We start from the raw sequence: 25,794 nt of genomic DNA on the forward strand, positions 1-25,794 counted from the left end.
TGGCTAGTTTGGGTGGCAAAGATAGTAATGGTTACGTTGTTGGCTTAAATCACACAGAAAACTGCCGGTTTCATTTTTCACCTTGATGTATTTCAATACTTTTCCAGAAGAAATAGAGAACAGGCCGTTGGGATGAACCTCATCGCCGGTTTCGACAATGGTGCCGGAGACCGGCTGGTTTTCCTGGGTTCTAAAGAAACCGTTGTATAGCAGAGTGAGTTGAATATCGGCTTTGGCCGAGAAAACCTGCCCCGGATGAGCATGCATTATGTTGACCGGCAGATTAATATGCATATCCATATCACTGCGGCTGGTTTGAATGTCGGCAAAGCTCTGGTGGTTATAAAGCGGCACGGGTATAGCGGTCGTACTGCCGCCGGTGACCGGTTGACCTTGAACTCTAAAGCTATAAGGCGCGCCAATTTCCGGCGTGGTGACCAGCATGGCTCCGCCACCGGAGCCGGCTGGCCCCAAAGCAATCCCCTGAGTATTGGCCGCGAACATACCGCTGTAACGAAGGCCGCCGAACATGGTTTGATTGTTCGCTCCCACATCGATGGACAAATTACCTCGGGAGCCCTGCCGGGATACTGTGCTGCTCATACTATGGTTTTTGCCACTCAGGGTACTATTGAGGCTTAAACCGGAGCCGCCGTCATCATTTTGGCGGTAATGATCATAATCAATACCGTTGGTTAACTGCTTATTGGCATAAATACTGGTCAGGCGAATATTATGTTGCTGGAGCATTAATCTGGCGTTGAAAAACAGGCCGTAGTCATTGGCGCGGTTATTTCGCCACTCTTTCTTGGCGCCTATCGAAAAATTAATACGATACTGAGGTCGTTGCCAGTGCCAATCACTTTGCAGGCGATGCTGAGAGCGATTCGCCGATTGATTAAAATTGTAGCTCAGAGCCGTTGGGCCAAAATGGCGACCATAAGAAAATGCGCTGCTGCTTCCCATTGAGGTATAGCGGGAAACATCCGGTGTTTGATAGCGGGAAATTGACCAGCGTCCCAGCGTTTTATTACCACCGCTCAGCCGTAGGTAGCCACCAAAACCCTGCTCGCCGCTCATCAGGCCTAGCGTCGGAGCGATATCCATACTCCACAGAAACATTGGCCGCGAGATATTGCCGTCTACAGCCCAGTGTTTATCGTTATCCATCAACAAGCTGAGATTAGAATTAAACCACGGAGTGAGAAAGCTGCGCCCCAGCTGTAACAGATAAGCCGTTGGGGGATTTTTTTCTTTAAATTTTGTGGGTTGAGATTGACCGAAAGTGGCAAACCAACCGCTATTACCACCAAAACTGATATTGGCGATCGGCATAGTTTCCCGGCTAATTTCGCGGCCAGAACGATCGATTAAACGAATATCGGCGTTGTAATAGCCTGACGGTAATTGGTTGTAGCTGATTTCATTACGCCCTAACTGAGCGGGGAAGCGGCGGATAAACTGATCGTCACGGTAAATATCGAAATCTCCCGGCTGAGCGGCGTACAAAATCAATGTTCCTGCGGAAGTGGTTTTCTCCGCCATATAACTTTGGCTTCCGAAAGTGACAAACCGATCGAGTCCAGGCGAGATCAGGGTTTGGACTCTGGCCGCACCGTTATCCAGATGATTCTTTCGGCCAGCGCGTAAATACAGCGAAGAGAAATTTTTTTGCAAATACCAGCTTTGCCCGATCCCTTTGTGTGTTTCACCCTGATGCCACATTTGTTGTACATTGGCGGTTTTATTATAAAACCAGCTCAGGTATCCAAAGGATTGAAAGGGAAGGCCGATATAACCCTGACCATTGGCCGATATGGCGCGATAATGATTGTCTGCCACACGTAAATTCAGTGATTGGTTATGAACCATTCCCCAAGTGGTTGAGGGCATCAAATAATCAAGGGATTTATCTCTAATTATTAATAGATTGTTTACTTTATCCAATGTAACCCGATAACCGGATAATAAATAATCGCACCCTGATTTACATTCATTATAGGCAATCTGTGGGAGCAATTTATCTAATACTGAAATGGTTTCATGGCTGATACCGTTATTTAAGAAAATTTCTTTATCGAAAGAAATCTCTTTTGATTGAGATGAGTAATGAAGCGGCGCAGGTAGATGTTTCCCATTCACCAAGCCCAATAAACTTTTCGATGAATCTTCATCTATAGCTGTAAATCCCGGCGGCGGTAAATGTTCGATCAGCACTTTGCTACAAGCATAAAAAGGCATCGTCATAAGATTAAATAAAATAATCCCACTGAATATCCGACTGGCGATTAATACCATTGGATTCCATTCCATTATTCATGGTGATAATTTCCATTTCATTTTTAAATAGCGGAGAAGAAATCTCCGCTATTTAATATTAACACTAGAGACTAATTAACCGTCGGTTAAGCAGCAGATTCCAGCATTAGCGGGATAACGCCGGTATATCTTTCACCTGTTGCAGCATTCTGAGGAACCGTTGCGTTAACGATCAGGTCAAGATCGACATCCTTTTTAAATATAGTTGCCTGCCCCACACCTACTTCTAATTCAAGACCATCGAGGTTTACCCTGAGATCTGTAAATCTTTTTTCATCTTGGGCACCCTCGTTAGCTATTAACGTTGGCTCGCTTTCCAGATAAATGCTAACCCCGGTATCGGCTGGGTTTGCACTTCTAAGCTGAACAGTTTGAGTTGATGAATAAACGGGGTTGTTATAGTCGTTTAGATTGCGAGTTAACGTTATGCTACTCAGCTTTGCATTGCGTGAATCAACTAAAGACACGAAATCGGTGATTTCTGCATCTATATCTATATTCTGTTGAGTGTAATCGGCATAGGCAGTGAAACTGGTTAAAGCAGCAAACATTAAGGCGGATAGGGTTAATTTTTTCATTATTAATTCCTTGTATTATAATATAACATTGAATTTCCTTATGCAGAGTTTATAACGGTGTTTTATTGATGATTTAAATGAAAGCCGTTAACTCTGTGCGGGACAAACACTAGCATGATTAATATCTTTTCCTCAAGGCGACATATTGTTTCTTTATCTTATTTTTTATTTTCATTTTTTGGTTTGATTTCGAATTTATTATACATAGATTTTTATTATTTAATTATTTTCAATTAATGACGTGCCGTTACTTTCATTTAAATATATTACTGCTGGCTAATTTGTTTATTTGTCGATAATTGTTTTTATTTTGTCATTTCTTTGTCGCTTCATTGTCATAAAAATATTATTTTTCTGTCACTAATCGATGTCATGTTTGCTTTCGAACAAAAACTGATTTATTTCGCTCACGCGTGACCCTTTATTCATTATACGCGCGGGCCATACTTATTGATTCAGGGGCTAGACATGTTCTATCAGACTCTCCGTAAAACCGCTATTGGCGCTGCGCTCACTTTGGCATTGAGTGCCAATGCGCTCGCAGCGACAGAAATACCTTTTTGGCACTCTATGGAAGGGGAGCTAGGTAAAGAGGTTGATTCTCTAGCCCAGCGTTTTAATCAGGCTCATCCCGACTATAAAATTGTCCCTGTGTATAAAGGTAATTACGAGCAGAATCTTGCCGCGGGGATTGCCGCATACCGTTCGGGTAAGGCGCCAGCAATTTTGCAGGTTTATGAAGTCGGCACCGCTACCATGATGGCCAGTAAAGCGATAAAACCGGTCTTTGAAGTATTTAAAGAGTCCGGTGTGAATTTTGATGAGTCGGTGTTCGTTCCTACGGTCGCGGGTTATTACACTGACGCTAAAACCGGCCACTTATTATCCCAGCCGTTTAACAGCTCAACGCCGGTGCTGTATTACAACAAAGATGCGTTTAAAAAAGCCGGTCTGAACCCGGATCAGCCGCCAAAAACCTGGCAGGAACTGGCGGCAGATACTGAGAAATTACGCGCAGCCGGTATGACCTGCGGTTACGCCAGCGGCTGGCAAGGCTGGATCCAGATTGAAAACTTCAGCGCTTGGCACGGTCAGCCGATCGCCAGCAAAAATAACGGTTTTGACGGCATGGATGCGGTTCTTGAGTTCAACAAATCCCTACAGGTCAAACATATCCAGCTGCTGTCTGATATGAATAAGAAAGGTGATTTCACCTATTTTGGCCGTAAAGATGAATCTACCGCCAAGTTCTATAACGGCGACTGCGCTATGACTACTGCCTCCTCCGGTTCGCTGGCGGATATTCGTCACTACGCAAAATTCAATTACGGTGTGGGCATGATGCCTTACGACGCCGATGCTAAAAATGCGCCGCAGAACGCCATTATCGGCGGAGCCAGTTTGTGGGTCATGAATGGCAAAAATCCAGAAACTTACAAAGGCGTAGCCGAATTCCTGCAATTCCTGGTACAGCCGGAAATTGCCGCAGAATGGCATCAGAAAACCGGCTATCTGCCGATTACCACCGCCGCCTACGAACTGACCAGACAACAGGGCTTCTACGATAAGAATTCGGGGGCAGACGTTGCCACACGCCAAATGTTGAACAAGCCGCCGTTGCCTTATACCAAAGGTCTGCGTCTGGGCAACATGCCGCAAATCCGTACCCTGGTTGATGAGGAACTGGAAAGCGTATGGACAGGTAAGAAGACGCCGCAGGAAGCGTTAGACAACGCGGTAAAACGCGGTGACGTGCTGCTACGCCGCTTCGAACAAGCCAATAAGTAATTTAATTCTTCGGTGATAAACCGGAGAACACCGCCTCGCGGATAGCTGCATAGGGTTATCCGCGAGCGTGGTGTGAAGAGTTCAACATTGCAAAGAGTTAATCGGTTATGAGTACGTCCCGCCCCGGTTTTTCCTGTAGTTGGCTACCTTATTTGTTGGTACTGCCGCAGTTATTGATTACCGCCATTTTCTTCCTGTGGCCCGCGGTAGAAGCGCTGTGGTATTCGGTTCAGTCTCTCGATCCTTTCGGACTTTCCAGTGAGTTTGTCGGGCTAAGCAATTTTAGCCAGCTATTTCAGGACGAATACTATCTGGCCTCTTTCTATACCACTCTGATTTTCAGTGGATTAGTGGCTGGAATCGGTCTGGCCGTTTCGCTGTTTTTTGCCGCTTTGGTGGATTACGTCCTGCGCGGCAGCCGTATTTATCAAACGCTGCTTATTTTGCCTTACGCGGTTGCTCCTGCGGTCGCTGCGGTGCTGTGGATTTTCCTGTTTAGCCCCGGACTTGGGTTGATTACTCACTTTCTTGGGCTGTTGGGCTACAGCTGGAATCATGCCCAAAATAGCGGTCAGGCGATGTTTTTAGTGGTACTGGCCTCAGTTTGGAAGCAAATCAGCTATAACTTTTTGTTTTTCCTTGCGGCATTACAGTCCATTCCTCGTTCACTGGTTGAGGCCGCGGCGATTGATGGCGCAGGGCCGGTTAGGCGCTTCTTTAATATTGTGCTGCCGTTGATTTCCCCTGTGAGTTTTTTCCTGCTGGTGGTCAATCTGGTATATGCCTTTTTCGATACATTCCCCGTTATTGATGCCGCTACCGGCGGTGGCCCAGTGCAGTCCACGACTACATTGATTTATAAAATCTATCGCGAAGGTTTCGCCGGGTTGGATCTCTCCAGCTCCGCCGCTCAATCCGTAGTGTTAATGCTATTGGTGATAGGTTTAACGGTGATTCAGTTCCGCTTTGTTGAACGTAAGGTGCGTTACCAATGATTGAGAACCGCCGAGGGCTGGATATTTTCTGCCATGTGATGCTGATTATTGGCGTGCTGCTGATTTTATTCCCGCTGTATGTCGCTTTTGTTGCCGCTTCTCTGGATGACCAACAGGTGTTTCAGGTGCCGATAACGCTGGTTCCTGGCTCTCATTTGTGGCAAAACATCAGCAATATCTGGCACGGGGGCGTGGGCAGCAACGGCACTCCCTTTGGGCTGATGCTGTTTAACAGTTTTGTGATGGCATTTGCCATTACCGTTGGGAAAATTACGGTGTCGATTCTCTCCGCCTACGCCATCGTTTATTTCCGTTTCCCGCTGCGCAATCTGTTTTTCTGGCTGATTTTTCTCACCCTAATGCTGCCGGTGGAAGTGCGAATCTTTCCGACTATTCAGGTGATCGCCAACCTGAATATGTTGGACAGTTACACCGGATTAACGCTGCCGCTAATGGCTTCCGCGACGGCCACCTTCCTGTTTCGCCAATTCTTTATGACTTTGCCGGATGAACTGCTGGAAGCGGCGCGCATTGATGGCGCCGGTGCGATGCGATTTTTCTGGGACATCGTATTGCCGCTGTCAAAAACCAATCTGGCGGCGCTGTTCGTTATTACCTTTATCTACGGCTGGAATCAGTACCTGTGGCCGATATTGATTACCAGCGATGCCTCGATGGGCACTGCCGTAGCCGGTATCCGCAGCATGATCTCCAGTTCGGGCGCGCCGACCCAATGGAATCAGGTGATGGCGGCCATGATTCTGACGTTAATTCCACCGGTTGCGGTGGTTCTTCTGATGCAGCGCTGGTTTGTGCGCGGTCTGGTAGACAGTGAGAAGTGATCTGATATGGCATGTTTAAAGCTTCAGGCAGTAAGTAAATCCTATGACGGTGTGACGCCGGTGATCAAAACCATCGATCTAGACGTCGCCGACGGCGAATTTATCGTGATGGTTGGCCCTTCCGGCTGCGGAAAATCCACTTTGCTACGAATGGTTGCCGGGCTGGAAGCGACCACCAGCGGCGATATTTATATTGATAATCGTCGGGTGACTAATCTGGAACCCAAAGATCGCGGTATCGCTATGGTATTCCAAAACTATGCTCTTTATCCCCATATGAGCGTCTACGACAATATGGCTTACGGCCTGAAAATCCGCGGATTTGGCAAAGAGCAAATACGCCAGCGGGTAGACGAAGCGGCGCGAATCCTGGAGTTGGAACCGCTGTTGCAACGCAAACCCCGCGAATTATCCGGCGGACAGCGCCAGCGCGTGGCGATGGGGCGAGCTATCGTGCGGGAACCTGCGGTTTTTCTTTTCGATGAGCCATTGTCGAATCTGGATGCCAAGCTGCGGGTACAAATGCGTCTGGAGCTACAGCAATTGCATCGTCGATTAAAAACCACCAGTTTATATGTCACTCACGATCAGGTAGAGGCTATGACGTTGGCCGAGCGGGTCATTGTGATGAATAAAGGCGTAGCGGAACAAATCGGTACGCCGAGCGAAGTGTATAAGCGGCCGGCCAGCCTGTTTGTCGCCAGTTTTATTGGTTCTCCGGCGATGAATTTGTTAGCGGGCAGCGTTAGCGCCAACGGCGAGCAGTTTTTACTGAACGACGGAACTTGTATCCCGCTTGAGCATGCTAAACCGGAATGGGCGGATCGGCGGTTGACCTTGGGTATCCGACCAGAGCATATTCAACTCAGTACGTTAGAGCAGGGCGGAGTAGCGCTAAACTTGCTAACGCTGGAATTGCTAGGGGCGGATAATCTGGCTCATGGACGCTGGGATGGACAGGGTGTGATTGCTCGTCTTTCCCATGAGAATATGCCAGATGTGGGCAGTACCTTATATGTCACGCTGCCCGCGCAAGCGCTGCATTTTTTTGATACCGAAAGCGGATTACGGATGGAATGATGAATATAAACTGGCCTTATCCTCCCATTGTTGCTCATCGCGGCGGTGGTTCACTGGCTCCAGAGAATACGCTGGCGGCCATTGACGTCGGCGCGCGCCATGGCCACAAAATGATTGAGTTTGACGCCAAACTTTCTCAGGACGGCCAGATATTTTTACTCCATGACGATACGCTGGAGCGCACCAGCAACGGCTGGGGCGTTGCGGGGGATTTGCCCTGGGATAAATTGGTTCAACTCGATGCCGGTAATTGGTTTAGCTCAGCGTTTAAGGATGAGCGGCTGCCTTTGCTGTCTGAAGTGGCGGCGCGCTGCGCTGAGCACGGTATGGCGGCGAATATCGAAATAAAACCCACCACCGGCGTAGAAGCTTACACTGGCCGCGTCGTTGCGCTGGCGGCTCGGTTGTTGTGGGAAGGTCAGGCTATTCCTCCGTTGCTTTCCTCTTTTTCTGTTACCGCGCTGGAAGCGGCGCAGGAAGCGGCCCCAGAACTGCCGCGCGGGCTGTTACTGGACGAATGGGATGAAAACTGGTTTGAGCTGACGCGGCGTCTGAACTGCGTATCTTTGCATATTAATCATAAACAGCTGACGGCGGAGCGCGTGGCGCTATTGAAAGCCGCCGGATTGCATATTTTGGTGTATACGGTGAATAAGCCGGAGCGGGCGCGGGTATTGTTAGATTGGGGCGTTGACTGTATCTGCACCGACCGTATAGATTTGATCGCAGTGGATTTTGCCGAACGCTGACCCGTCAGACTCCTGTTGGTATTAGGTCAGCCTCCGTTATCAGGCGGGCTGACCCTAACCCGCGACAGGAATATTATTCATGCCCGCCTTTATCTTTTCCCTCTGGCATCAGATCTTGTTGTCTATGCCGTTATTTGTATTGTTGGTTCTGGGATATGGGTTGGTCAGAATCGGAAAATGGACGTCAAACATTACCGATGGCCTGACGCGCTTCGTTTTTTCCCTCGCTTTACCGGCCATGCTATTCCGGATGATGAGTAATTTTGCCGATCGGCCTGCGGTAGACGCGCGCCTGCTAATCGCCTTTTTCGGCAGTTGTCTGTTGGTGTTTATTCTTGGGCGAATCATTGGCCGGCGGGTATTCAAGTTGGACGGTGTTTCCGGCTCGGTATTCGCTTTGGGCGGCATATTTTCCAATAACGTGATGCTGGGTTTACCCATAGCCACTTTGATGCTGGGGGAAGAATCTATTCCAGCGGTGGCGTTGGTTTTAGTGTTTAACGGTCTGATTTTATGGACGTTAGTCACGGTGTCGGTGGAATGGGCGCGTAACGGTTCGCTGACGGTGCAAGGCTTTGCCAAGACCGCGCGCAGTGTTTTAACCAACCCGCTGATTATTGGCATTATCTCCGGCACTTTATTCAGTCTGACAGGATGGAAATTGCCGCCGATGATCGATCAGCCGGTCAGTATGTTGGGGCAGGTTGCGCCGCCGCTGTCATTGGTGGTACTGGGTATGGGATTGGCGGAATACCGTGTCAGCGATGGCTGGCGTATCAGCAGTGCGATGTGTTTTCTGAAGCTGATCGTTCAGCCATTGGCGGTGTGGGTTCTAGCATGGGCCATGGGCTTACCACCGCTGGAAACTCAGGTGGTGGTATTGCTTGGCTCGATGGCGACCGGAGTCAACGTGTATCTGATGTCGCGACAATTTAACGCATTGACCGGCCCGGCCGCTGCCAGTTTAGTGATGTCTACCGCGTTGGCTGCAATAACTACGCCGCTGATTTTAACACTAATGGGCGTGAGAATCTGAGCGTTATTGGGCAGGTTTTACCGGCTGAATACTCGGTACCGTTGGCGTCGTTCGCTTGAAAGGATCGGCGGGGGGAGCAATCGGAGCCACCGGTGTTGGCTGTAACAAACGGCGCTGATCCTGCGAATATTGATATTGCTGCTGCAAGCGGCGCTGTTCTTGCTGTTGATTTATCAAAGTTCGCTGCTGTTGGTGCAGTTCACTTTGTTGATTTAATACGCGCTGTTGCTGCTCCAAAGGCGTTGGCGTCAGGCTGTTTTGTGCCAATACTACGGTGGGCAGAAGTAGAGCGCCCAGCAGAAAATGTATTTGTCTCATCTTAAATTCCTTATTTCTGGTTGCCAGAATCTGCGAAAGACAATCAATCGAACAATAATTATGCATACGTCAACCATGTTGGTGCAAAATTCAGCTCTCGCTTCCGATACAATTGGTTTTTATTTCTTCGATGAGCTTAACCTATCGTGTTGTTATTGGTTATTACCACTATCTTGTGGGCATTTTCTTTCAGCTTAATCGGCGAATATCTGGCGGGTCAGGTCGATAGCTGGTTCTCCGTGCTGATGCGCGTTGGTTTAGCCGCCGTGGTTTTCCTGCCGTTTATTCGCTGGAAGAATATTCAGGGCAGAGTGATTGCGCTGTATATGGCCGTTGGCGCTATTCAGTTAGGTATTATGTACCTGTTCAGCTTCCGTGCTTATTTGTATCTCAGCGTGCCGGAGTTCCTGCTGTTTACCGTGATGACGCCGCTGTATGTCACTCTGATTTATGATCTTCTCCGCGGTCAGCGGCTACGCTGGGGTTATGCACTCAGTGCTTTATTAGCGGTAGTGGGCGCGGCTATCATTCGTTATGACCATCTGAGCGAGCATTTCTGGCTGGGATTGGCTTTAGTTCAGGCGGCGAATGTTTGTTTTGCTATTGGACAGGTTGGCTACAAACGCCTGATGGAAGTGCATCCGATTCCGCAGCACACCGCTTTTTCCTGGTTTTATCTGGGAGCCTTGTTGGTCGCAGTCGTCGCTTGGTTCGCCTTTGGTAACGCAAATAAACTCCCAACCACCGAGTTGCAGTGGGGCGTTTTGATTTGGCTGGGCGTTGGAGCTTCCGCACTGGGTTATTTTATGTGGAACTACGGTGCCACGCAGGTTGATGCGGGCACCCTCGGCATTATGAATAATGTCCATGTTCCTGCTGGCCTATTGGTCAACCTGGCTATCTGGCAGGAAAAACCGCATTGGCCGAGCTTTATTATTGGTGGGACGGTGATAATGGCCTCTCTGTGGGTACACCGGCGTTGGGTCGCTCCGCATTCTTTACAAAAGGTAGATGAGCGCAAGCGTGCTGACGCGCCGAACGAATAAATGCTTCCGTTACCGGCTGGCGCTGCTCTCCGTCACGGACAGCGGCGTACAGTCGGCTCCATAGACCTTCCCCCAGTGTTTTCGTTACGACTAAACCCTGACGTTCAAAACTCTCCACCACCCAATGCGGCAAAGCGGCAATACCCATACGTGCGGACACCATTTGGATCAATAACAAGGTGTTATCGACATTTTTTAGCGCGGGGCTAACGCCTGCTGGCTGTAGGAAATGACGCCAAATATCCAGGCGTTGGCGCTGAACCGGATAAATCATCAGAGTTTCATCGGTTAAATCTTCTGGTTCAATGCGCGCTTTCGCTGCCAGCGGATGATCCGGCGACAGCACCAGACGGACTTCAAAATCAAACATTGGCGAGTAATGCAAACCGCTGCGGGGCAGAATGTCAGACGTCAGTACCAGATCAAGTTCACCTTGTTGTAGCGCGGGCTGCGGATCAAAAGTGACCCCTGATTTGAAATCCATCGCGACCTGCGGCCAGTTCTGGTGAAAATTGTCCAAAGCTGGAGTTAGCCACTGAATACAACTATGGCATTCAATAGCGATCCGCAGGGCCGTTTGATGGGGTTCTTTGCAGGTTTGCAGTGCCTGTTTGATTTGCGGCAAGACTTGCTCGGCCAACTGCAAGAGAATTTCTCCCTGAGTAGTGAAACGCAGAGGCTGGCTTTTACGTACAAACAAACGGAACCCCAGACGCTGCTCCAAATCACTGAACTGATGTGACAGGGCAGATTGGGTTTGATGAAGTTGTGTAGCTGCCGCAGCCAGCGATCCGGTATTACGCAGGGCTTGCAGTGTGCGTAAGTGTTTCAGTTCGATCATGAGAGTCCTTCACAGTGACAGTGAAAAAATTGCGCTTGTGGTTAATACAGTACCTGCTGATTATGGATGTGTAAACATCTGGATGGCTAAATGGAGAGTATGACGATGGCAATTTTAAATCACACACTGGGTTTTCCACGCGTTGGTCTGAAACGTGAACTAAAAAAAGCACAAGAAAGTTACTGGGCAGGCAACATCACGCAGGAAGAATTGCTCAATGTGGGGCGCGAATTGCGGGCTCGTCATTGGCAGCAACAGCAGCAAGCCGGCGTGGATCTGGTTCCGGTGGGCGATTTCGCCTGGTACGACCATGTGTTAACCACGAGTTTGTTGCTGGGTAACGTTCCGGCACGCCACCAGAATGCTGATGGGAGTATCGATCTGGATACATTATTCCGCATTGGTCGTGGTCGTGCGCCAACCGGTAAACCGGCAGCGGCGGCAGAAATGACCAAATGGTTCAATACCAACTACCACTACATGGTGCCCGAGTTCCAGCAAGGGCAGGAATTCAAGCTTGGTTGGACGCAATTGCTGGATGAAGTCGACGAAGCGCTGGCGCTCGGACACAAAATCAAGCCGGTACTGCTTGGCCCGATAACCTATCTGTGGCTGGGTAAAGTCAAAGGTGAGCAATTTGACCGTTTAACCTTACTGAAAGATATCTTACCGGTGTATCAGCAAGTTTTGGCCGAGCTGGCTAAACGTGGCATCGAGTGGGTACAAATCGACGAGCCGGCGCTGGTACTGGAGCTGCCTAAAGAATGGCGGGATGCTTACCAACCGGCTTACCAGTCGCTACAAGGGCAGGTTAAACTATTACTAACCACCTATTTCGATAGCATCGGCCACAATCTGGATACTATTCGCGCTCTGCCGGTTCAGGGGCTGCATGTAGACGTAGTGGCTGGTAAAGACGATATCGCTACGCTGAATGAGAAACTACCCAAAGATTGGCTGCTGTCGCTCGGTGTGATTAATGGTCGTAATGTGTGGCGTGCCGATCTGAGCACATGGTTCGAACGTTTGCAGCCGTTGGTCGGCAGTCGTCAACTATGGCTGGGGACTTCTTGTTCGTTATTACATAGCCCAATCGATCTCAGTGAAGAAACCCGTTTGGATGCAGAAGTGAAAAACTGGTTTGCTTTTGCGCTGCAAAAATGTGCAGAATTGTCTCTGTTAACCAAAGCGCTGAATGCGCCAGACGAAGAAAAACTAGTAAAATTAGCGAATTACAGCGCTCCAATTCGCGCTCGTCAGTCTTCTCGTCGGGTTCATAATCCACACGTGGAACAACGTCTGGCGGCTATAACGCCGAAAGACAGCGAGCGCCAAAACCCGTACCCACAGCGTGCCGAAGCGCAGCGTAAACGCTTTAATTTACCGGCCTGGCCGACCACCACCATAGGGTCTTTCCCGCAAACCACTGAAATTCGTGGCTTGCGTCTGGACTTCAAACAAGGTCGCCTGGATGGCAAAAATTATCGCACCGGTATCAGCGAGCATATCAAACAGGCGATTGCCGAGCAGGAGCGGCTGGGGCTGGATGTGTTGGTTCACGGTGAAGCTGAACGCAACGACATGGTTGAATACTTTGGTGAACATTTGGATGGTTTCGTCTTTACGCAAAACGGTTGGGTACAGAGCTACGGTTCCCGCTGTGTAAAACCACCGGTCATTATCGGTGATATCAGCCGCCCAGAAGCGATTACCGTTGAATGGGCCCAATATGCGCAATCCCTGACTGACAAGCCGGTGAAAGGCATGTTAACCGGGCCGGTCACTATCCTATGCTGGTCATTCCCGCGGGAGGATGTGAGCCGTGAAACCATCGCCAAGCAAATTGCGTTGGCGCTGCGTGATGAAGTGGAAGATTTGGAAAAAGCCGGTATCGGTATTATCCAGATTGATGAACCCGCGCTGCGTGAAGGTTTACCCCTGCGTCGGGCTGAATGGCAGGCCTATCTGGACTGGGCAGTGGATGCATTCAAGCTGAATGCCGCCGTGGCGCAGGATGATACTCAAATCCATACCCATATGTGTTACTGCGAGTTCAACGACATCATGGATTCTATCGCTGCGTTGGATGCGGATGTGATTACCATCGAAACCTCCCGCTCAGATATGGAACTGCTTGAGTCATTTGAAGACTTTGACTATCCAAATGAGATTGGACCCGGCGTTTATGATATTCACTCGCCGAACGTGCCTAGCGTGGAATGGATTGAAGCCTTGCTACGTAAAGCGGCCCAGCGAATCCCGGCTGAACGCCTGTGGGTTAACCCGGATTGTGGCCTGAAAACTCGTGGTTGGCCAGAAACCCGTCAGTCACTGGCCAACATGGTCTTGGCGGCCCAGCGGCTGCGTGAAGAGCAAGCCTGATTATTTATCACTGAATCAAAGGCGCAGTGGCGGCCTTGCTGTTGATGGCAAGCCTATGCAGTTACCCCGAAGCTGGTGGGGCGACTGCACCGAGAGGGGGGCCGACGGCTCACGCTGTTCCGACCCATTCGGCACATATCTCCGCTTCTCAACTTTGTTAGCGCCCTTTTTTATAGCTGATAGGTACTGACGGTGAAACCGCTATTGGAGAATGGAAGTATCAAATTGATGCGTGCAGAATTTTGTGCGACTGATAGATAAAAACCTCCCCCTACCTTGCTGCTGGGGGAGGTTTATGCCGAAGTGGGAATGTTGGTGAAAGATATGGATTGAAACGTTTAAGAGGCATCATCGACCGGTTTATGGGCATTGACGCCGTGGCGAGCAAACCAGTCCAACATTCGCTGCCAGGCATCCTGAGCGGCTTCCGCATTGTAGTTAGGCCGATAATCGGCGTTAAAGGCGTGGCCCGCTTCCGGGTAAACAATAATTTCAGCGTCGGCATTGGCGGCACGTAGTGCATGACGCATGGTTTCTATCTGATCTTGTGAAATTCCTGAATCCTGCCCGCCGTACAGGCCCAGTACTGGAGCGGAAAGGTTGATCGCAATATCAACGGGATGTTTCGGGCTATTAAGGCTTTTATCCCCAATAAGTTTCCCATACCAGGCTACTGCCGTTTTCAACTGAGGATTATGCGCCGCATAAAGCCAGGCGATACGCCCTCCCCAGCAAAAACCGGTTATCGCTAACTTACTGATATCCCCACCGTGGCGGGAGGCCCAGTTAACCGTATGATCCAAATCCACTAATACTTGTCGGTCGGGGATCTTATTGACCAACTGGCTGACTAACGGCCTCATATCATTGTATTCGCTGGCATCACCTTGGCGGAAATACAGCTCGGGAGCGATGGCCAAATAGCCCTGTTTCGCTAAGCGGCGGCAAATATCCCGAATGTGTTCATGCACGCCGAAGATTTCATGCACTACAATCACCACCGGGCAAGGGCCATTATGTTGTGCCGGTTTAGCGAGATAAGCTGGCAGCAAATCACCCTGCGACGGGATTGTAGTATCACCGGCCTGAATGCCTTTTTTATCGGTATGAATAACGGAGGAGGCCAACGGATTAACGGCCGGCGTGAACTTTCCGGCTGTTTGCCTGAGAGTAATGAGTGGGTCAGTCTTCATAATGGTCTCCCTGAAGTTAGCGAATGAGTTTTCCGGATTTAACTATAGGTAATATTTGCAATTAATGGCGGAAAGGCGATGTCGTAACGGATTAAATGTGTGCTCGAACGGTGAAAAGGTGAGCTGACACACACTCTGTTTTCGGCCGTTGAGTGAATCTGGATGCTGTTACTCTTATTTAGGGCTTTTAAAGCACAAAAAATAACCTGAACGGTGTTATTTTGTGATTTTTGTCACACTTTACTTGTTCTTATACATTCTATTTCTTCTATCAAAGTGACTGCTATCACGAAATAATTCGGTGATATTGAGTAAAGTAGTTCTTTGTTCCTCCCTACAATATTTCTCATGAAAGAGGAGTCTCACATGTCTAAATCCGATGTTTTCCACCTTGGCCTCACGAAGGACGATCTGAAAGGGGCTACTTTGGCCATCGTTCCGGGTGATCCACAACGTGTTGAGAAAATTGCAAAATTAATGGATAACCCAGTACATCTGGCTTCTCATCGTGAATTTACCTCATGGCGTGCAGAATTGGACGGTAAGGCAGTTATCGTTTGTTCAACCGGTATCGGCGGCCCGTCAACCTCTATCGCCGTGGAAGAATTGGCTCAGTTGGGCGTACGTACCTTCCTGCGCATCGGCACTACCGGTGCTATTCAGCCTAACATCAACGTCGGTGACGTTCTGGTAACCACAGGCGCAGTGCGTTTGGACGGTGCCAGTCTGCATTTCGCACCGATGGAGTTCCCTGCGGTTGCTGATTTCGCTTGTACTACCGCCTTGGTTGAAGCGGCTAAATCCATTGGCGCGACCACGCATATTGGTGTCACCGCCTCGTCCGATACTTTCTATCCGGGTCAGGAACGTTACGATACTTTCTCTGGTCGCGTAGTGAGCCGTTTCCGTGGCTCGATGGAAGAATGGCAGGCTATGGGCGTGATGAACTATGAGATGGAATCCGCTACGCTGTTGACTATGTGCGCCAGCCAAGGCCTGCGCGCCGGTATGGTTGCCGGTGTTATCGTAAACCGTACCCAGCAAGAAATTCCTAACGCAGAGACTATGCAAAAAACCGAAAGTCATGCGGTAAAAATCGTGGTTGAAGCAGCTCGTCGCTTGTTGTAATCGCGTGTCGGGCTGCCTCTGGTGGCCCGTTCTTTCCTTCCACTGATAATCTGGTAAGGTTTTACCTCTTATAATGGACGATATAATAAGAGGATATTATGACTACCCCTTTTACACAGCATCCCTCACTGGTTCCGCTTGATGGCGGTATTAACTTCCGTGATTTTGGCGGTTACCTGGCAGCCGATGGCCGCAGAGTTAAGCGAGGATTACTGTTTCGCTCCGGTTCATTAGATCGGTTGAGTGAAAAAGACCGTACTTTTCTGCATAAGCGTGCCGTTGGCCATATACTGGATTACCGTGATGCCGATGAAGTTCAGGCTAAACCCGATATCCTTTGGCAAGGAGCCACATACCATCATTTCCCCGCGAACCCTCTCAGTACCGACGTCAACGCCAATCTGGATAAGCTCAGTAACGAAACGCTAGCCGAGTTTGATGCTCGTTCATTTATGCTGGAGCTTTATCGCCGCTTGCCTTTTAACAACTCGGCTTACCGACAGTTAGTTCATTTATTGCGTAATTCTGAAGGTACTGGCGTAGTGCAGCACTGTGCCGTAGGAAAAGACCGCACTGGCGTTGGTTCCGGGTTGGTATTGTTTGCGCTGGGAGCCGATGAAGCAACGGTTCTGGAGGATTACTTGCTAACTGAAACGACGCTCGCGCCGTTCCGCGAATTAATGTTGAGCGAACTGGCTAAAAAGCTTCACGATAATGCGTTGAATCAGTTCGCTTACGTGCTTTCAGCCAGAGAAGAATTCCTTCATACCGCATTAACCAGCATTAATGACCGCTATGGTAATCGTGATAACTGGTTACTGCAGGAGTTCGGTCTGGGTCGTGCTGAAAGAGAGCAACTTCAGTCGTATTATCTTGAGTAACTCTTAAATATAAAACTCATTTTTTGTGATTAATATCATATTGTTGGCGGCGGTACCGTCGTCAGCTTTTTGCTTCTTTCGTATATCTTCAATTTTCCGATCGCCACTTAGCGGCGTTTTGTGACCGCTTAATCATGCTGGCGACCGCTTAATCAGATCCTCAGCGCTTCTCTTATAGGCCAGGCGTATGTTAACGCCTGATAAATTCCCTGGAGAGAATAATCATGCAACATGCGATTACCTTTGTTATCGCCACAGTATGTATTCTGACGATCTGCTACCGCTTATACGGTATCTTTTTTGTTCGGAAAGTACTGCAGGTCGATGATACTGAAATTACACCTTCCCACACCTTCGAAGATGGTAAAGATTACGTTCCTACTAAAAAATGGGTCAACTTTGGCAGCCACTTTGCGGCTATCGCAGCAGCGGGGCCCTTGGTTGGCCCCGTGCTGGCGGCGCAATACGGTTACTTACCGGGTTTCCTGTGGCTGTTAATCGGCTGTGTCATCGGTGGCGCTGTCCACGATACCGTCGTGCTGTTTGCCTCGATGAAACATCAGGGTAAATCTCTTTCTGAAGTCGCAAAATCCGAACTGGGGCCGATTGCCGGCTGGTGTACCGGTTTGGCTATGTTGTTCATCATCACAATCACTATGGCCGGTTTATCTATGGTTGTGGTGCATGCGTTGGAGCGCAACCCTTGGGGGGCTTTCGCGGTATTCATGACCATTCCTATCGCCATTTGCGTAGGTTTGTGGGAGCGAATGACCGGCAGCATGAGAGGCGCTTCCTACGTGGGTATTGCCGCGATTATGGTCTGTGTTTTCGTGGGCCCTTATATCGAAGGAACCTGGCTGGGTGAATGGCTGACGTTGAAAGCCAATACCGTCAGTATCATTCTGCCTTTGTATGCCTTCTTCGCGACCGCTTTGCCGGTGTGGATGCTGTTAACTCCGCGCGGTTATCTGTCTAGCTTTATGAAGATTGGTGTATTTGGCGCGTTGATAATCGGCGTTGTTTTCATTAACCCGGAAATTCAGTTCCCTGCCGTTACTCAGTTTATCCACGGCGGTGGCCCGGTTCTGGCTGGCCCGGTCTGGCCGTTTATTTCTATTACCATTGCCTGTGGCGCAATCTCTGGTTTCCACGCATTTATCGGTTCTGGCACCACGCCGAAACAGATTGATAAGTGGAGCGATATTTTACCGGTAGGTTTTGGCGCTATGCTGGCCGAGTGTATGGTTGGCGTCATGGCGCTGATCGCTGCAACTTCATTGCATCCCGCTGATTATTTTGCAATTAACTCCTCTGCGGAAGCTTGGGGCGCGTTGGGCATGGATGTGGTTAACCTACCAACGCTAAGCCAGGAGATCGGTCTGGATCTCTACGGTCGTACCGGTGGCGCAGTTACTCTTGCCGTAGGTATGACAGATATCTTTATCCGCGTGCCATGGTTCAGCAGTCTGGCGGCCTACTTCTTCCAGTTTGTTGTCATGTTTGAAGCCGTATTTATCCTGACCGCCGTAGACTCCGGTACCCGCGTTGCACGCTATCTGCTGCAAGATTTCCTCGGCGATATCTGGGCACCACTGAAACGTACGGATTGGCTACCGGGTACTCTGGCTTGTAGCGTTATCGCCTGTGCGCTGTGGGGCTATTTACTGAACTCTGGTGATATCAACTCCGTTTGGGCGCTGTTCGGCGTATCAAACCAGTTAATGGCATCCGTTGGCTTGATTATTGGTGCAACCATTATCCTGCGTTTGGCTACCAAACGTATCTATATGCTGACCTGTATTATCCCGCTGGCTTACCTGTTTGTTACCGTAAATTATGCCGGTTATTGGATGATCAGACATGTGTACTTTAACTCTGCGGCTTCGGGCTACAACCTGTTTAACGGCATCATATCCATCATTATGATGACGCTAGGCGTAATCATCCTCATCGCCGCTTTGAGAAAATGGCGTGAGCTTTGGACTCGTCGTTCCGCCGAGATGTCTAAGCGCTCCGTCACGGCAAATGCCTGACATATTTAATTCTGTACGTTAACCTGTTTAAACGGCTGGCATTTACCGGCCGTTTATTTTTTGTTGAGTTAGAGCTGCCGTGAATTGGTTATGCTGTTGGCTCGTAATCTCATCAATAACAGGAAGATGCATGTGACCCTCAATGACGTCATAACCTACATAACGGATTTTGTCCGTGAACATGAAATCTGGGCTGCACCTATCGTCTTTTTCCTTGCCTTTGGTGAGTCGCTGGCTTTTTTGTCATTGTTATTGCCTGCGACCGTTATCTTATTGGGGCTAGGGGCGCTCATCGGTGAAAGCGGAATTCCCTTCTGGCCGATCTGGGCTGCGGCTGCGGCCGGTGCTTTCTTCGGTGACTGGCTCTCCTATTGGATTGGTTTCCATTATCAGGATCGCGTGGCAACCATGTGGCCACTTTCGCGAAATCCTCAATTACTGGTACGTGGTCACGCGTTTTTTGAGCGCTGGGGCGTATTTGGTGCCTTTATCGGGCGCTTCTTCGGCCCGCTGCGCGCCATCGTTCCTTTGGTTGCTGGCATATGCGCCATGCCTCAACGTTATTTCCAGTTTGCCAATATTACTTCGGCGTTGATTTGGGCCTTTGGCATCCTCGCGCCCGGTGCTTTCGGAATTAAATGGCTTACTCATTGGATGGGTTGACCTCCCTGCAGGTTGTATTCGGTTCCACTTTGTTTTAGCCGATTTACCGGTGGCGAGAATACCGAATTTTGCATGGAGTTATAGTTTTGCGTACTGTTTCGCATCCTTGGATGTAAGGCGAAAACCCTCTGGACATCCATACAGTATCCCCTTACCTTGACGGGCAGAGGGTTAATGAGGCGGAGGCAGCGTGGATACCAGTATATTTTGGGGCTTGAGTGGCTGTGTTATGGGGGGCCTGCTGGGCTGGCTAATTGCCAGTTTGCGTTTCCAGCAGCGTAATACACAGCGAGAAACTGAACTACGGCTGTTGGAACAATCATTGCAACAGTCGCAACAGGACTTAGTCCAGCAGGAGGAGACCCAACGGCGTAAAGAGCAACAATTGCAGGAGAATGCGTTGGAATTACGCAGCCTGCATAGCCAGCTGGCTGCTGGCAGTGAGAAGCTACAGCAGCTTAATCATTGGCGTAATGAATGTGAGCAACTTAATCAGGAACTGCGCGCCCAGAGAGAAGTGAACAGTGCGCAGGAGGCCGAACTGCGTGAAGTCACCATTCGTCTGGAGGAAACGCGCCTGGCTGCTGAAGAAAAGCAGCGATTATTGATGAATAGTGAACAACGCCTGACCACTCAGTTCGAGAATCTGGCAAATCGCATCTTTGAACAAACTGGCCGTAGGGCTGATGAACAGAATAAGCAGAGTCTGGATAAGTTGCTCCTGCCTTTGCGCGAGCAATTGGACGGTTTCCGTCGTCAGGTTCAGGATAGTTTCGGTCAGGAAGCCCGTGAGCGTCATACGCTGACTCACGAAATCCGGAGCCTACAGCAACTTAATGCCCAGATGGCACGGGAAGCTCTCAATCTGACCAAAGCGCTCAAAGGTGATAATAAAACTCAGGGGAGCTGGGGTGAGGTTGTGCTTGGCAGAGTGTTGGAAGCCTCGGGACTTCGGGACGGTTACGAATACCAAACTCAGGTTAGCGTCAATCTTGAAGGCAATAGCCGGATGCAGCCGGATGTGATTGTTCGTTTACCGCAGGGTAAGGACGTGGTGATTGATGCCAAAATGTCGCTGGTGGCTTATGAGCGCTATTTCAATAGCGATAATGACACCGAGCGAACTCAGGCTTTGAACGAGCATATTTCATCATTGCGTAACCATATCAAACAGTTGGGTCGTAAAGATTATCAGCAGTTGCCGGGTTTACGTACGCTCGACTACGTACTGATGTTTATCCCGGTAGAGCCTGCTTTTTTGGTTGCCATAGATAGGCAGCCGGAGTTGATCACCGAAGCGCTACAGCACAACATCATGCTGGTAAGCCCGACAACGTTACTGGTCGCGTTACGAACTATTACGAATTTATGGCGTTACGAGCACCAGAGTCAGAATGCCCAACATATCGCCGAACGAGCTGGCAAGCTCTACGATAAGCTGCGTTTGTTTGTGGATGACATGGAATCCATAGGCCAAAGCCTCGATAAGGCACATATAAGTTATCGTCAGGCAATGAACAAACTGGCTCAAGGCCGTGGTAACCTGATAGGGCAAGTTGAAAGTTTTCGTGCCTTAGGTGTTGAAGTGAAAAAACCTATTAGCCCGTCATTGGCTGCACGCGCCATTGCAGAGCACGATCCAGAGGGGGATTTAGCCCTCTCAAACGATGAGGCTGAATCGTCGTTACAAGATGATTCGACTTCACTGAAATATCAGAATTAGCAGTGTCTCACTCGCTATGTTCGCGCTGAAAATCAGCGGACAGGCTAACCGGCTAACGCTGGGCGAAGTGGGGCTTTCACCTCGGTTCTGGTACACTCCTCCGAAAGATTGACTGAAAAGCAGGCAGAGAAAATGGTAGATCAGGATAAGGAAACCACTCATTTCGGTTTTCGCACCATAGCCAAAGAAGAAAAAGAAGGCATGGTGGCAGAAGTTTTTCATTCCGTAGCGGCGAAATACGATTTGATGAATGATCTGATGTCATTCGGTATTCATCGTATCTGGAAGCGTTTTACCATTGATTGTAGCGGCGTTCGCCGTGGTCAGCGAGTACTGGATCTCGCTGGTGGTACGGGCGATCTGACGGCCAAATTCTCTCGACTGGTAGGTGAGCAAGGCCTGGTCGTTCTGGCCGATATCAATGAATCCATGCTGCGAATGGGGCGAGAAAAACTGCGCGATAGCGGAATTCTTGGCAACGTTAGCTACGTGCAGGCAAATGCTGAAGCTTTACCTTTCCCTGATAACTATTTTGATTGCATCACGATTTCATTCGGTTTGAGAAATGTCACCGAAAAAGAAAAAGCGCTGCGATCCATGTTCCGTGTTCTTAAGCCGGGTGGTCGCCTGTTGGTTCTGGAGTTCTCCAAACCGCTGCTGGAGCCGCTGACTAAAGTCTACGATGCCTATTCATTCCACATTCTGCCAAAAATTGGTGGAATGGTTGTTAATGATGCTGACAGCTATCGCTACCTTACCGAATCCATTCGGATGCATCCGGATCAGGAAACGCTAAAAGATATGATGGTTGATGCCGGCTTTGAAAATGTAACCTATACAAACTTGACCGGCGGTATTGTCGCATTACACCGTGGGTTTAAGTTCTGATATGGATGTGCCCATGTTGTTGAAACCAATGTTGTTAAAACCAATGTTGCTGAAGCCGATTTTATTAACGCCGCTGATAACGGCGGCTCTGGAAACTGCACTCAATAGTCTGCTATTCCGCGATCGCGGTATGAAAGCGGCTCGCTCTCGTTTGTCTTCCAAAGTATTACGTGTTGAGCTGCATGAGCTGAACCAACCTCTGGTTCTGGTGTTCAGCGATGCCCAGGTTGACGTTGTGAGCGCGTGGGAAGGCAATGCGGACTGTACGGTAAAAACCGGAATTGCAGTGTTATCGAAGCTTCGGGATCGCCAGCAGCTGTCACCTTTAATGCGCAGCGGTGAGCTGATCGTCGATGGTGACATTCAGGTCGTTCAACAATTGGTGGCTTTATTAGATCTCGCTGAGTGGGAACCTGCCGAATGGCTAGCGCCCTATATTGGTGATATCGCAGCAGAAACAATAGGGCAGACATTGCGTAAAGGCGGTAAGTTTTTAGTCAGCCGTTTTCAGCAGCAGCAGGCTTATCTGGCTGAAGTATTAACTGAAGAGTGGAAATTGGCACCGGCTCCGTTGGAGATTGTCTGGTTTAACGAAGAAGTTGATGCAATTAAGCGTGATGTGGATGCTTTTGATGCCCGGTTGGCCAAGATGGAGGCAAAACGATGACGCCAGGAGAACTTCGGCGCCTGTATTTGATTATTCGGGTATTTTTGAGTTACGGACTGGATGAGTTAATCCCGAAGATTCGTTTAACGCTGCCATTACGCATTGGCCGCTATCTGTTCTTCTGGATTCCTAATCGTCACAAAGATAAGCCTCTGGGCGAGCGTCTGCGTTTAGCGTTGCAGGAACTAGGCCCCGTCTGGATTAAGTTTGGCCAGATGATGTCGACCCGCCGCGATCTGTTTCCTCCGGTTATTGCCGATCAGTTGGCCTTGTTACAGGATCGCGTGGCCCCATTTGATGGCGCGCTGGCGCGTAAGCACATTGAGTTGGCGATGGGCGGGCCGCTGGAAACCTGGTTTGATGATTTTGAACAGGAAGCTCTGGCATCGGCCTCTATTGCTCAGGTACATACGGCTCGTTTAAAAGAGAATGGTCAGGAAGTGGTGCTGAAGGTGATCCGCCCAGATATACGGCCGATTATCAAAGCTGATGTCCGTTTGATGTATCGACTTGCCGGTTGGGTACCTAAATTGTTGCCTGATGGCCGCCGTCTGCGCCCGAGAGAAGTGGTGCGCGAGTACGAAAAAACGCTGTTGGATGAGCTGAATCTGTTACGTGAAGCGGCCAATGCTATCCAGCTGCGCCGTAATTTCGAAGATAGCCCGATGCTGTACGTTCCAGAGATTTTCTCCGATTATTGTCGGGAAAGCGTGCTAGTGATGGAACGTATCTATGGTATTCCCGTTTCTGATATTGCGGCTCTTGAAAGTCAGGGCACCAATATGAAATTACTGGCTGAACGCGGCGTGCAGGTCTTCTTCACTCAAGTGTTTCGCGACAGTTTTTTCCATGCGGATATGCATCCGGGGAATATTTTTGTCAGCTATGAACACCCTGAGAACCCACGTTATATCGGTATTGACTGCGGTATTGTTGGTTCATTGAATAAAGCGGACAAGCGCTATCTGGCCGAGAATTTCATTGCTTTCTTCAATAGGGATTATCGCAGAGTTGCTGAATTACACGTTGATTCAGGTTGGGTTCCTCGCGATACCAACGTCGAAGACTTTGAATTTGCCATTCGCACCGTTTGCGAACCCATTTTTGAAAAACCGTTGGCTGAAATCTCGTTTGGGCACGTATTACTCAATCTGTTTAATACTGCTCGCCGCTTCAATATGGAAGTGCAGCCACAGTTGGTTTTACTGCAAAAAACATTGCTCTATGTTGAGGGGTTAGGCCGTCAGCTTTATCCGCAGTTAGATCTGTGGACCACGGCCAAACCTTTCCTTGAAAGCTGGCTGCGAGATCAGGTTGGGATTCCGGCGGTTATTCGAGCATTGAAGGAAAAAGCACCTTTCTGGGCAGAGAAATTCCCTGAGTTGCCTGAACTGGTTTACGACAGCCTTCAGCAGCATAAACTATTGCAGCAAAGCGTAGATAAGCTCACAACGCAGATGCAAGGGCAGCAACAACGTCAGGGGCAATCACGGTATTTGTTCGGCGTTGGCGCTACACTATTAGTGAGTGGAACGATTTTCCAGCTGTCTGGTGCAACCGAGATTTCTATCGGGTTACTGGTGGCGGGAGCATTGGCGTGGGTTATCGGCTGGAGACGAACAAGTTCGTAGCGGTCAGTTTCGAAAAGCTCGTCGTTACAAATAATGTCTGCCGTATAAAGATTAGGTAAGACGTAGTAAGTTAGATCAGTATCCAGAGACAAACTATGCCGTATAATGCGGTTATCTTTGGAATAACCCCTGTTAATAGAGGTGATTGAAATGGGTGGTATCAGTATTTGGCAACTGTTAATCATTGCCGTAATTGTTGTTCTGCTGTTTGGTACTAACAAGCTGCGGACTTTAGGTTCTGACTTGGGTGCTTCCATCAAAGGCTTTAAAAAAGCGATTGGTGACGATACCCAGACTCCGACAAACGTTGAAAAGACCAGTAACGACGCTGATTTTACAACGAAGACTATTACCGATAAGCAGCCAGAAGTAAAAGCTGAAGAGTCTAAGAGTCAGAACAAAGAGCAGGTATAAACCGTGTTTGACATCGGGTTTAGTGAACTGCTGCTGGTAATGGTCATTGGCCTGGTTGTACTTGGCCCTGAACGTCTGCCGGTAGCAGTAAGAACCGTGGCTGGCTGGATCCGCGCATTGCGTTCGCTTGCTGCTACGGTCCAAAATGAGCTGTCTCAGGAACTCAAATTGCAGGAACTTCAGGATAGCCTGAAAAAAGCCGAACAGGCGGGCCTGCAAAATCTGACTCCTGAGCTAAAGGCTTCCATGGATGAGTTAAAGGATGCGGCGGAATCGCTGAAGCGTTCCTACCGGCCGGATTCGGCGCTGGAGCAGCATACCATTCATAACCCGCTAGTGACCGATCCGGAAGCTATTCATGATGGCGTGACTCCTGCGGAGTCAGCGACAGTTGCTTCTGCGCCGGTGAAAGCGCCGGAAGCGCCAGTTAATCTCGAAAAGCACCACGTAGAAAGCCATTCGGAAGATAAAGCGCCCGCTGCGGCGGCGGATCAAACTGATGTGGTAGTGGCGAATTCGGTTAACTCCGCGCCGGTATCCCATGCAGAGCCAGCTTCTAAACAACCTAGTCTTAACCAACCAGGCGGCGATCGGTAAAC

23 protein-coding genes are annotated in these 25,794 nt (G+C 49.3%); 18 read left to right on the forward strand and 5 right to left on the reverse strand.

From position 1 onward, the window contains the following. Positions 1–3: 3 nt before the first annotated feature. Together DBA33_RS11235 and DBA33_RS11240 are read right to left on the reverse strand one after the other, a co-directional pair. Complete coding sequence (locus tag DBA33_RS11235; protein WP_235601014.1) at positions 4–2,298, reverse strand: TcfC E-set like domain-containing protein; 2,295 nt, start codon at positions 2,296–2,298, stop codon at positions 4–6. Positions 2,299–2,405: 107 nt separating this feature from the next. Continuing rightward, positions 2,406–2,897, reverse strand: a complete 492-nt coding sequence (locus tag DBA33_RS11240; RefSeq protein ID WP_120806488.1) for a CS1 type fimbrial major subunit — start codon at positions 2,895–2,897, stop codon at positions 2,406–2,408. 468 nt (positions 2,898–3,365) lie between these two features. On the opposite strand from DBA33_RS11240, the gene ugpB reads away from it, so the two are divergent. The 6 genes from ugpB to DBA33_RS11270 all read left to right on the forward strand — a co-directional run bounded on the left by ugpB (position 3,366) and on the right by DBA33_RS11270 (position 9,387). Then, a complete protein-coding gene (gene ugpB, locus DBA33_RS11245; RefSeq protein ID WP_064514323.1) occupies positions 3,366–4,685 on the forward strand; it encodes a sn-glycerol-3-phosphate ABC transporter substrate-binding protein UgpB in 1,320 nt (439 codons plus the stop codon). Positions 4,686–4,792: 107 nt separating this feature from the next. Further along, positions 4,793–5,680, forward strand: a complete 888-nt coding sequence (gene ugpA, locus DBA33_RS11250; RefSeq protein WP_064514321.1) for a sn-glycerol-3-phosphate ABC transporter permease UgpA — start codon at positions 4,793–4,795, stop codon at positions 5,678–5,680. Further along, the gene (ugpE, locus tag DBA33_RS11255; protein WP_064514319.1) at positions 5,677–6,522 is read left to right on the forward strand and encodes a sn-glycerol-3-phosphate ABC transporter permease UgpE; all 846 of its coding nucleotides are present in this window, start codon (positions 5,677–5,679) and stop codon (positions 6,520–6,522) included. Before ugpA ends, ugpE begins: the two co-directional genes overlap by 4 nt. Before the next feature lie 6 nt (positions 6,523–6,528). Further along, the gene (locus DBA33_RS11260) at positions 6,529–7,602 is read left to right on the forward strand and encodes a sn-glycerol-3-phosphate import ATP-binding protein UgpC (protein WP_064514318.1); all 1,074 of its coding nucleotides are present in this window, start codon (positions 6,529–6,531) and stop codon (positions 7,600–7,602) included. Beyond that, positions 7,602–8,351, forward strand: coding sequence for a glycerophosphodiester phosphodiesterase (gene ugpQ / locus DBA33_RS11265; protein WP_120806490.1), 750 nt, complete (start codon positions 7,602–7,604; stop codon positions 8,349–8,351). The genes DBA33_RS11260 and ugpQ overlap by 1 nt, the downstream gene beginning before the upstream one ends. Positions 8,352–8,430: 79 nt before the next feature. Then, positions 8,431–9,387 carry an AEC family transporter gene (locus tag DBA33_RS11270; protein ID WP_064514314.1) on the forward strand — a complete coding sequence of 319 codons (957 nt, stop codon included), beginning with the start codon at positions 8,431–8,433 and terminating at the stop codon, positions 9,385–9,387. Positions 9,388–9,390: 3 nt separating this feature from the next. On the opposite strand, the gene DBA33_RS11275 is transcribed toward DBA33_RS11270, so the two are convergent. Further along, on the reverse strand, positions 9,391–9,705 hold the full coding sequence (locus DBA33_RS11275) for a hypothetical protein (RefSeq protein WP_064514312.1): 315 nt from the start codon (positions 9,703–9,705) through the stop codon (positions 9,391–9,393). A gap of 146 nt (positions 9,706–9,851) precedes the next feature. On the opposite strand from DBA33_RS11275, the gene DBA33_RS11280 reads away from it, so the two are divergent. Continuing rightward, positions 9,852–10,751, forward strand: coding sequence for a carboxylate/amino acid/amine transporter (locus tag DBA33_RS11280; protein WP_064514310.1), 900 nt, complete (start codon positions 9,852–9,854; stop codon positions 10,749–10,751). Here the strand turns inward: DBA33_RS11280 and metR are convergent. After that, positions 10,639–11,592 (reverse strand): HTH-type transcriptional regulator MetR, encoded by a 954-nt coding sequence (gene metR, locus DBA33_RS11285; protein ID WP_071889777.1) that lies wholly within the window; start codon positions 11,590–11,592, stop codon positions 10,639–10,641. The genes DBA33_RS11280 and metR overlap by 113 nt on opposite strands. 105 nt (positions 11,593–11,697) lie before the next feature. On the opposite strand from metR, the gene metE reads away from it, so the two are divergent. Then, positions 11,698–13,974, forward strand: a complete 2,277-nt coding sequence (gene metE / locus DBA33_RS11290) for a 5-methyltetrahydropteroyltriglutamate--homocysteine S-methyltransferase (RefSeq protein ID WP_120806492.1) — start codon at positions 11,698–11,700, stop codon at positions 13,972–13,974. A 338-nt stretch (positions 13,975–14,312) separates the two neighbouring features. On the opposite strand, the gene DBA33_RS11295 is transcribed toward metE, so the two are convergent. After that, on the reverse strand, positions 14,313–15,167 hold the full coding sequence (locus DBA33_RS11295) for a dienelactone hydrolase family protein (protein ID WP_064514304.1): 855 nt from the start codon (positions 15,165–15,167) through the stop codon (positions 14,313–14,315). Between the two features lie 366 nt (positions 15,168–15,533). On the opposite strand from DBA33_RS11295, the gene udp reads away from it, so the two are divergent. From udp to tatB, 10 genes are all read left to right on the forward strand, one after another. Beyond that, complete coding sequence (udp, locus tag DBA33_RS11300; RefSeq protein WP_049600980.1) at positions 15,534–16,295, forward strand: uridine phosphorylase; 762 nt, start codon at positions 15,534–15,536, stop codon at positions 16,293–16,295. A 98-nt stretch (positions 16,296–16,393) separates the two neighbouring features. Beyond that, complete coding sequence (locus tag DBA33_RS11305; RefSeq protein ID WP_064514302.1) at positions 16,394–17,176, forward strand: tyrosine-protein phosphatase; 783 nt, start codon at positions 16,394–16,396, stop codon at positions 17,174–17,176. A 224-nt stretch (positions 17,177–17,400) separates the two neighbouring features. Continuing rightward, positions 17,401–19,209, forward strand: coding sequence for a carbon starvation protein A (locus DBA33_RS11310; protein ID WP_064514300.1), 1,809 nt, complete (start codon positions 17,401–17,403; stop codon positions 19,207–19,209). A gap of 132 nt (positions 19,210–19,341) precedes the next feature. Further along, positions 19,342–19,872 (forward strand): DedA family protein, encoded by a 531-nt coding sequence (locus DBA33_RS11315; RefSeq protein ID WP_064514298.1) that lies wholly within the window; start codon positions 19,342–19,344, stop codon positions 19,870–19,872. A gap of 190 nt (positions 19,873–20,062) precedes the next feature. After that, positions 20,063–21,595: a DNA recombination protein RmuC gene (rmuC, locus tag DBA33_RS11320; RefSeq protein WP_162975197.1), complete on the forward strand. Its 1,533-nt coding sequence runs from the start codon at positions 20,063–20,065 to the stop codon at positions 21,593–21,595. Between the two features lie 132 nt (positions 21,596–21,727). Next, the gene (gene ubiE, locus DBA33_RS11325; RefSeq protein ID WP_064514294.1) at positions 21,728–22,483 is read left to right on the forward strand and encodes a bifunctional demethylmenaquinone methyltransferase/2-methoxy-6-polyprenyl-1,4-benzoquinol methylase UbiE; all 756 of its coding nucleotides are present in this window, start codon (positions 21,728–21,730) and stop codon (positions 22,481–22,483) included. 13 nt (positions 22,484–22,496) lie between these two features. Further along, a complete protein-coding gene (locus DBA33_RS11330) occupies positions 22,497–23,150 on the forward strand; it encodes an SCP2 domain-containing protein (protein WP_064518314.1) in 654 nt (217 codons plus the stop codon). Continuing rightward, positions 23,147–24,781 carry a ubiquinone biosynthesis regulatory protein kinase UbiB gene (gene ubiB / locus DBA33_RS11335; protein ID WP_064514293.1) on the forward strand — a complete coding sequence of 545 codons (1,635 nt, stop codon included), beginning with the start codon at positions 23,147–23,149 and terminating at the stop codon, positions 24,779–24,781. Before DBA33_RS11330 ends, ubiB begins: the two co-directional genes overlap by 4 nt. A 150-nt stretch (positions 24,782–24,931) precedes the next feature. Beyond that, positions 24,932–25,195, forward strand: a complete 264-nt coding sequence (gene tatA / locus DBA33_RS11340; protein WP_049601001.1) for a Sec-independent protein translocase subunit TatA — start codon at positions 24,932–24,934, stop codon at positions 25,193–25,195. Positions 25,196–25,198: 3 nt separating this feature from the next. Further along, positions 25,199–25,792, forward strand: a complete 594-nt coding sequence (gene tatB / locus DBA33_RS11345) for a Sec-independent protein translocase protein TatB (RefSeq protein WP_064514291.1) — start codon at positions 25,199–25,201, stop codon at positions 25,790–25,792. Positions 25,793–25,794: the final 2 nt, after the last annotated feature.

It is taken from the genome of Yersinia sp. IP36721 (assembly GCF_003634395.1).
In the GTDB taxonomy this organism is placed as follows: Bacteria; Pseudomonadota; Gammaproteobacteria; order Enterobacterales; family Enterobacteriaceae; genus Yersinia; species Yersinia entomophaga.

Coding starts and splice junctions, on each gene's coding strand:
- DBA33_RS11235 (WP_235601014.1), bottom strand. CDS start 2,298: ATGGTATTAATCGCCAGTCGGATATTCAGTGGGATTATTTTATTTAAT.
- DBA33_RS11240 (WP_120806488.1), bottom strand. CDS start 2,897: ATGAAAAAATTAACCCTATCCGCCTTAATGTTTGCTGCTTTAACCAGT.
- ugpB (WP_064514323.1), top strand. CDS start 3,366: ATGTTCTATCAGACTCTCCGTAAAACCGCTATTGGCGCTGCGCTCACT.
- ugpA (WP_064514321.1), top strand. CDS start 4,793: ATGAGTACGTCCCGCCCCGGTTTTTCCTGTAGTTGGCTACCTTATTTG.
- ugpE (WP_064514319.1), top strand. CDS start 5,677: ATGATTGAGAACCGCCGAGGGCTGGATATTTTCTGCCATGTGATGCTG.
- DBA33_RS11260 (WP_064514318.1), top strand. CDS start 6,529: ATGGCATGTTTAAAGCTTCAGGCAGTAAGTAAATCCTATGACGGTGTG.
- ugpQ (WP_120806490.1), top strand. CDS start 7,602: ATGAATATAAACTGGCCTTATCCTCCCATTGTTGCTCATCGCGGCGGT.
- DBA33_RS11270 (WP_064514314.1), top strand. CDS start 8,431: ATGCCCGCCTTTATCTTTTCCCTCTGGCATCAGATCTTGTTGTCTATG.
- DBA33_RS11275 (WP_064514312.1), bottom strand. CDS start 9,705: ATGAGACAAATACATTTTCTGCTGGGCGCTCTACTTCTGCCCACCGTA.
- metR (WP_071889777.1), bottom strand. CDS start 11,592: ATGATCGAACTGAAACACTTACGCACACTGCAAGCCCTGCGTAATACC.
- metE (WP_120806492.1), top strand. CDS start 11,698: ATGGCAATTTTAAATCACACACTGGGTTTTCCACGCGTTGGTCTGAAA.
- DBA33_RS11295 (WP_064514304.1), bottom strand. CDS start 15,167: ATGAAGACTGACCCACTCATTACTCTCAGGCAAACAGCCGGAAAGTTC.
- udp (WP_049600980.1), top strand. CDS start 15,534: ATGTCTAAATCCGATGTTTTCCACCTTGGCCTCACGAAGGACGATCTG.
- DBA33_RS11305 (WP_064514302.1), top strand. CDS start 16,394: ATGACTACCCCTTTTACACAGCATCCCTCACTGGTTCCGCTTGATGGC.
- DBA33_RS11310 (WP_064514300.1), top strand. CDS start 17,401: ATGCAACATGCGATTACCTTTGTTATCGCCACAGTATGTATTCTGACG.
- ubiE (WP_064514294.1), top strand. CDS start 21,728: ATGGTAGATCAGGATAAGGAAACCACTCATTTCGGTTTTCGCACCATA.
- DBA33_RS11330 (WP_064518314.1), top strand. CDS start 22,497: ATGTTGTTGAAACCAATGTTGTTAAAACCAATGTTGCTGAAGCCGATT.
- ubiB (WP_064514293.1), top strand. CDS start 23,147: ATGACGCCAGGAGAACTTCGGCGCCTGTATTTGATTATTCGGGTATTT.
- tatA (WP_049601001.1), top strand. CDS start 24,932: ATGGGTGGTATCAGTATTTGGCAACTGTTAATCATTGCCGTAATTGTT.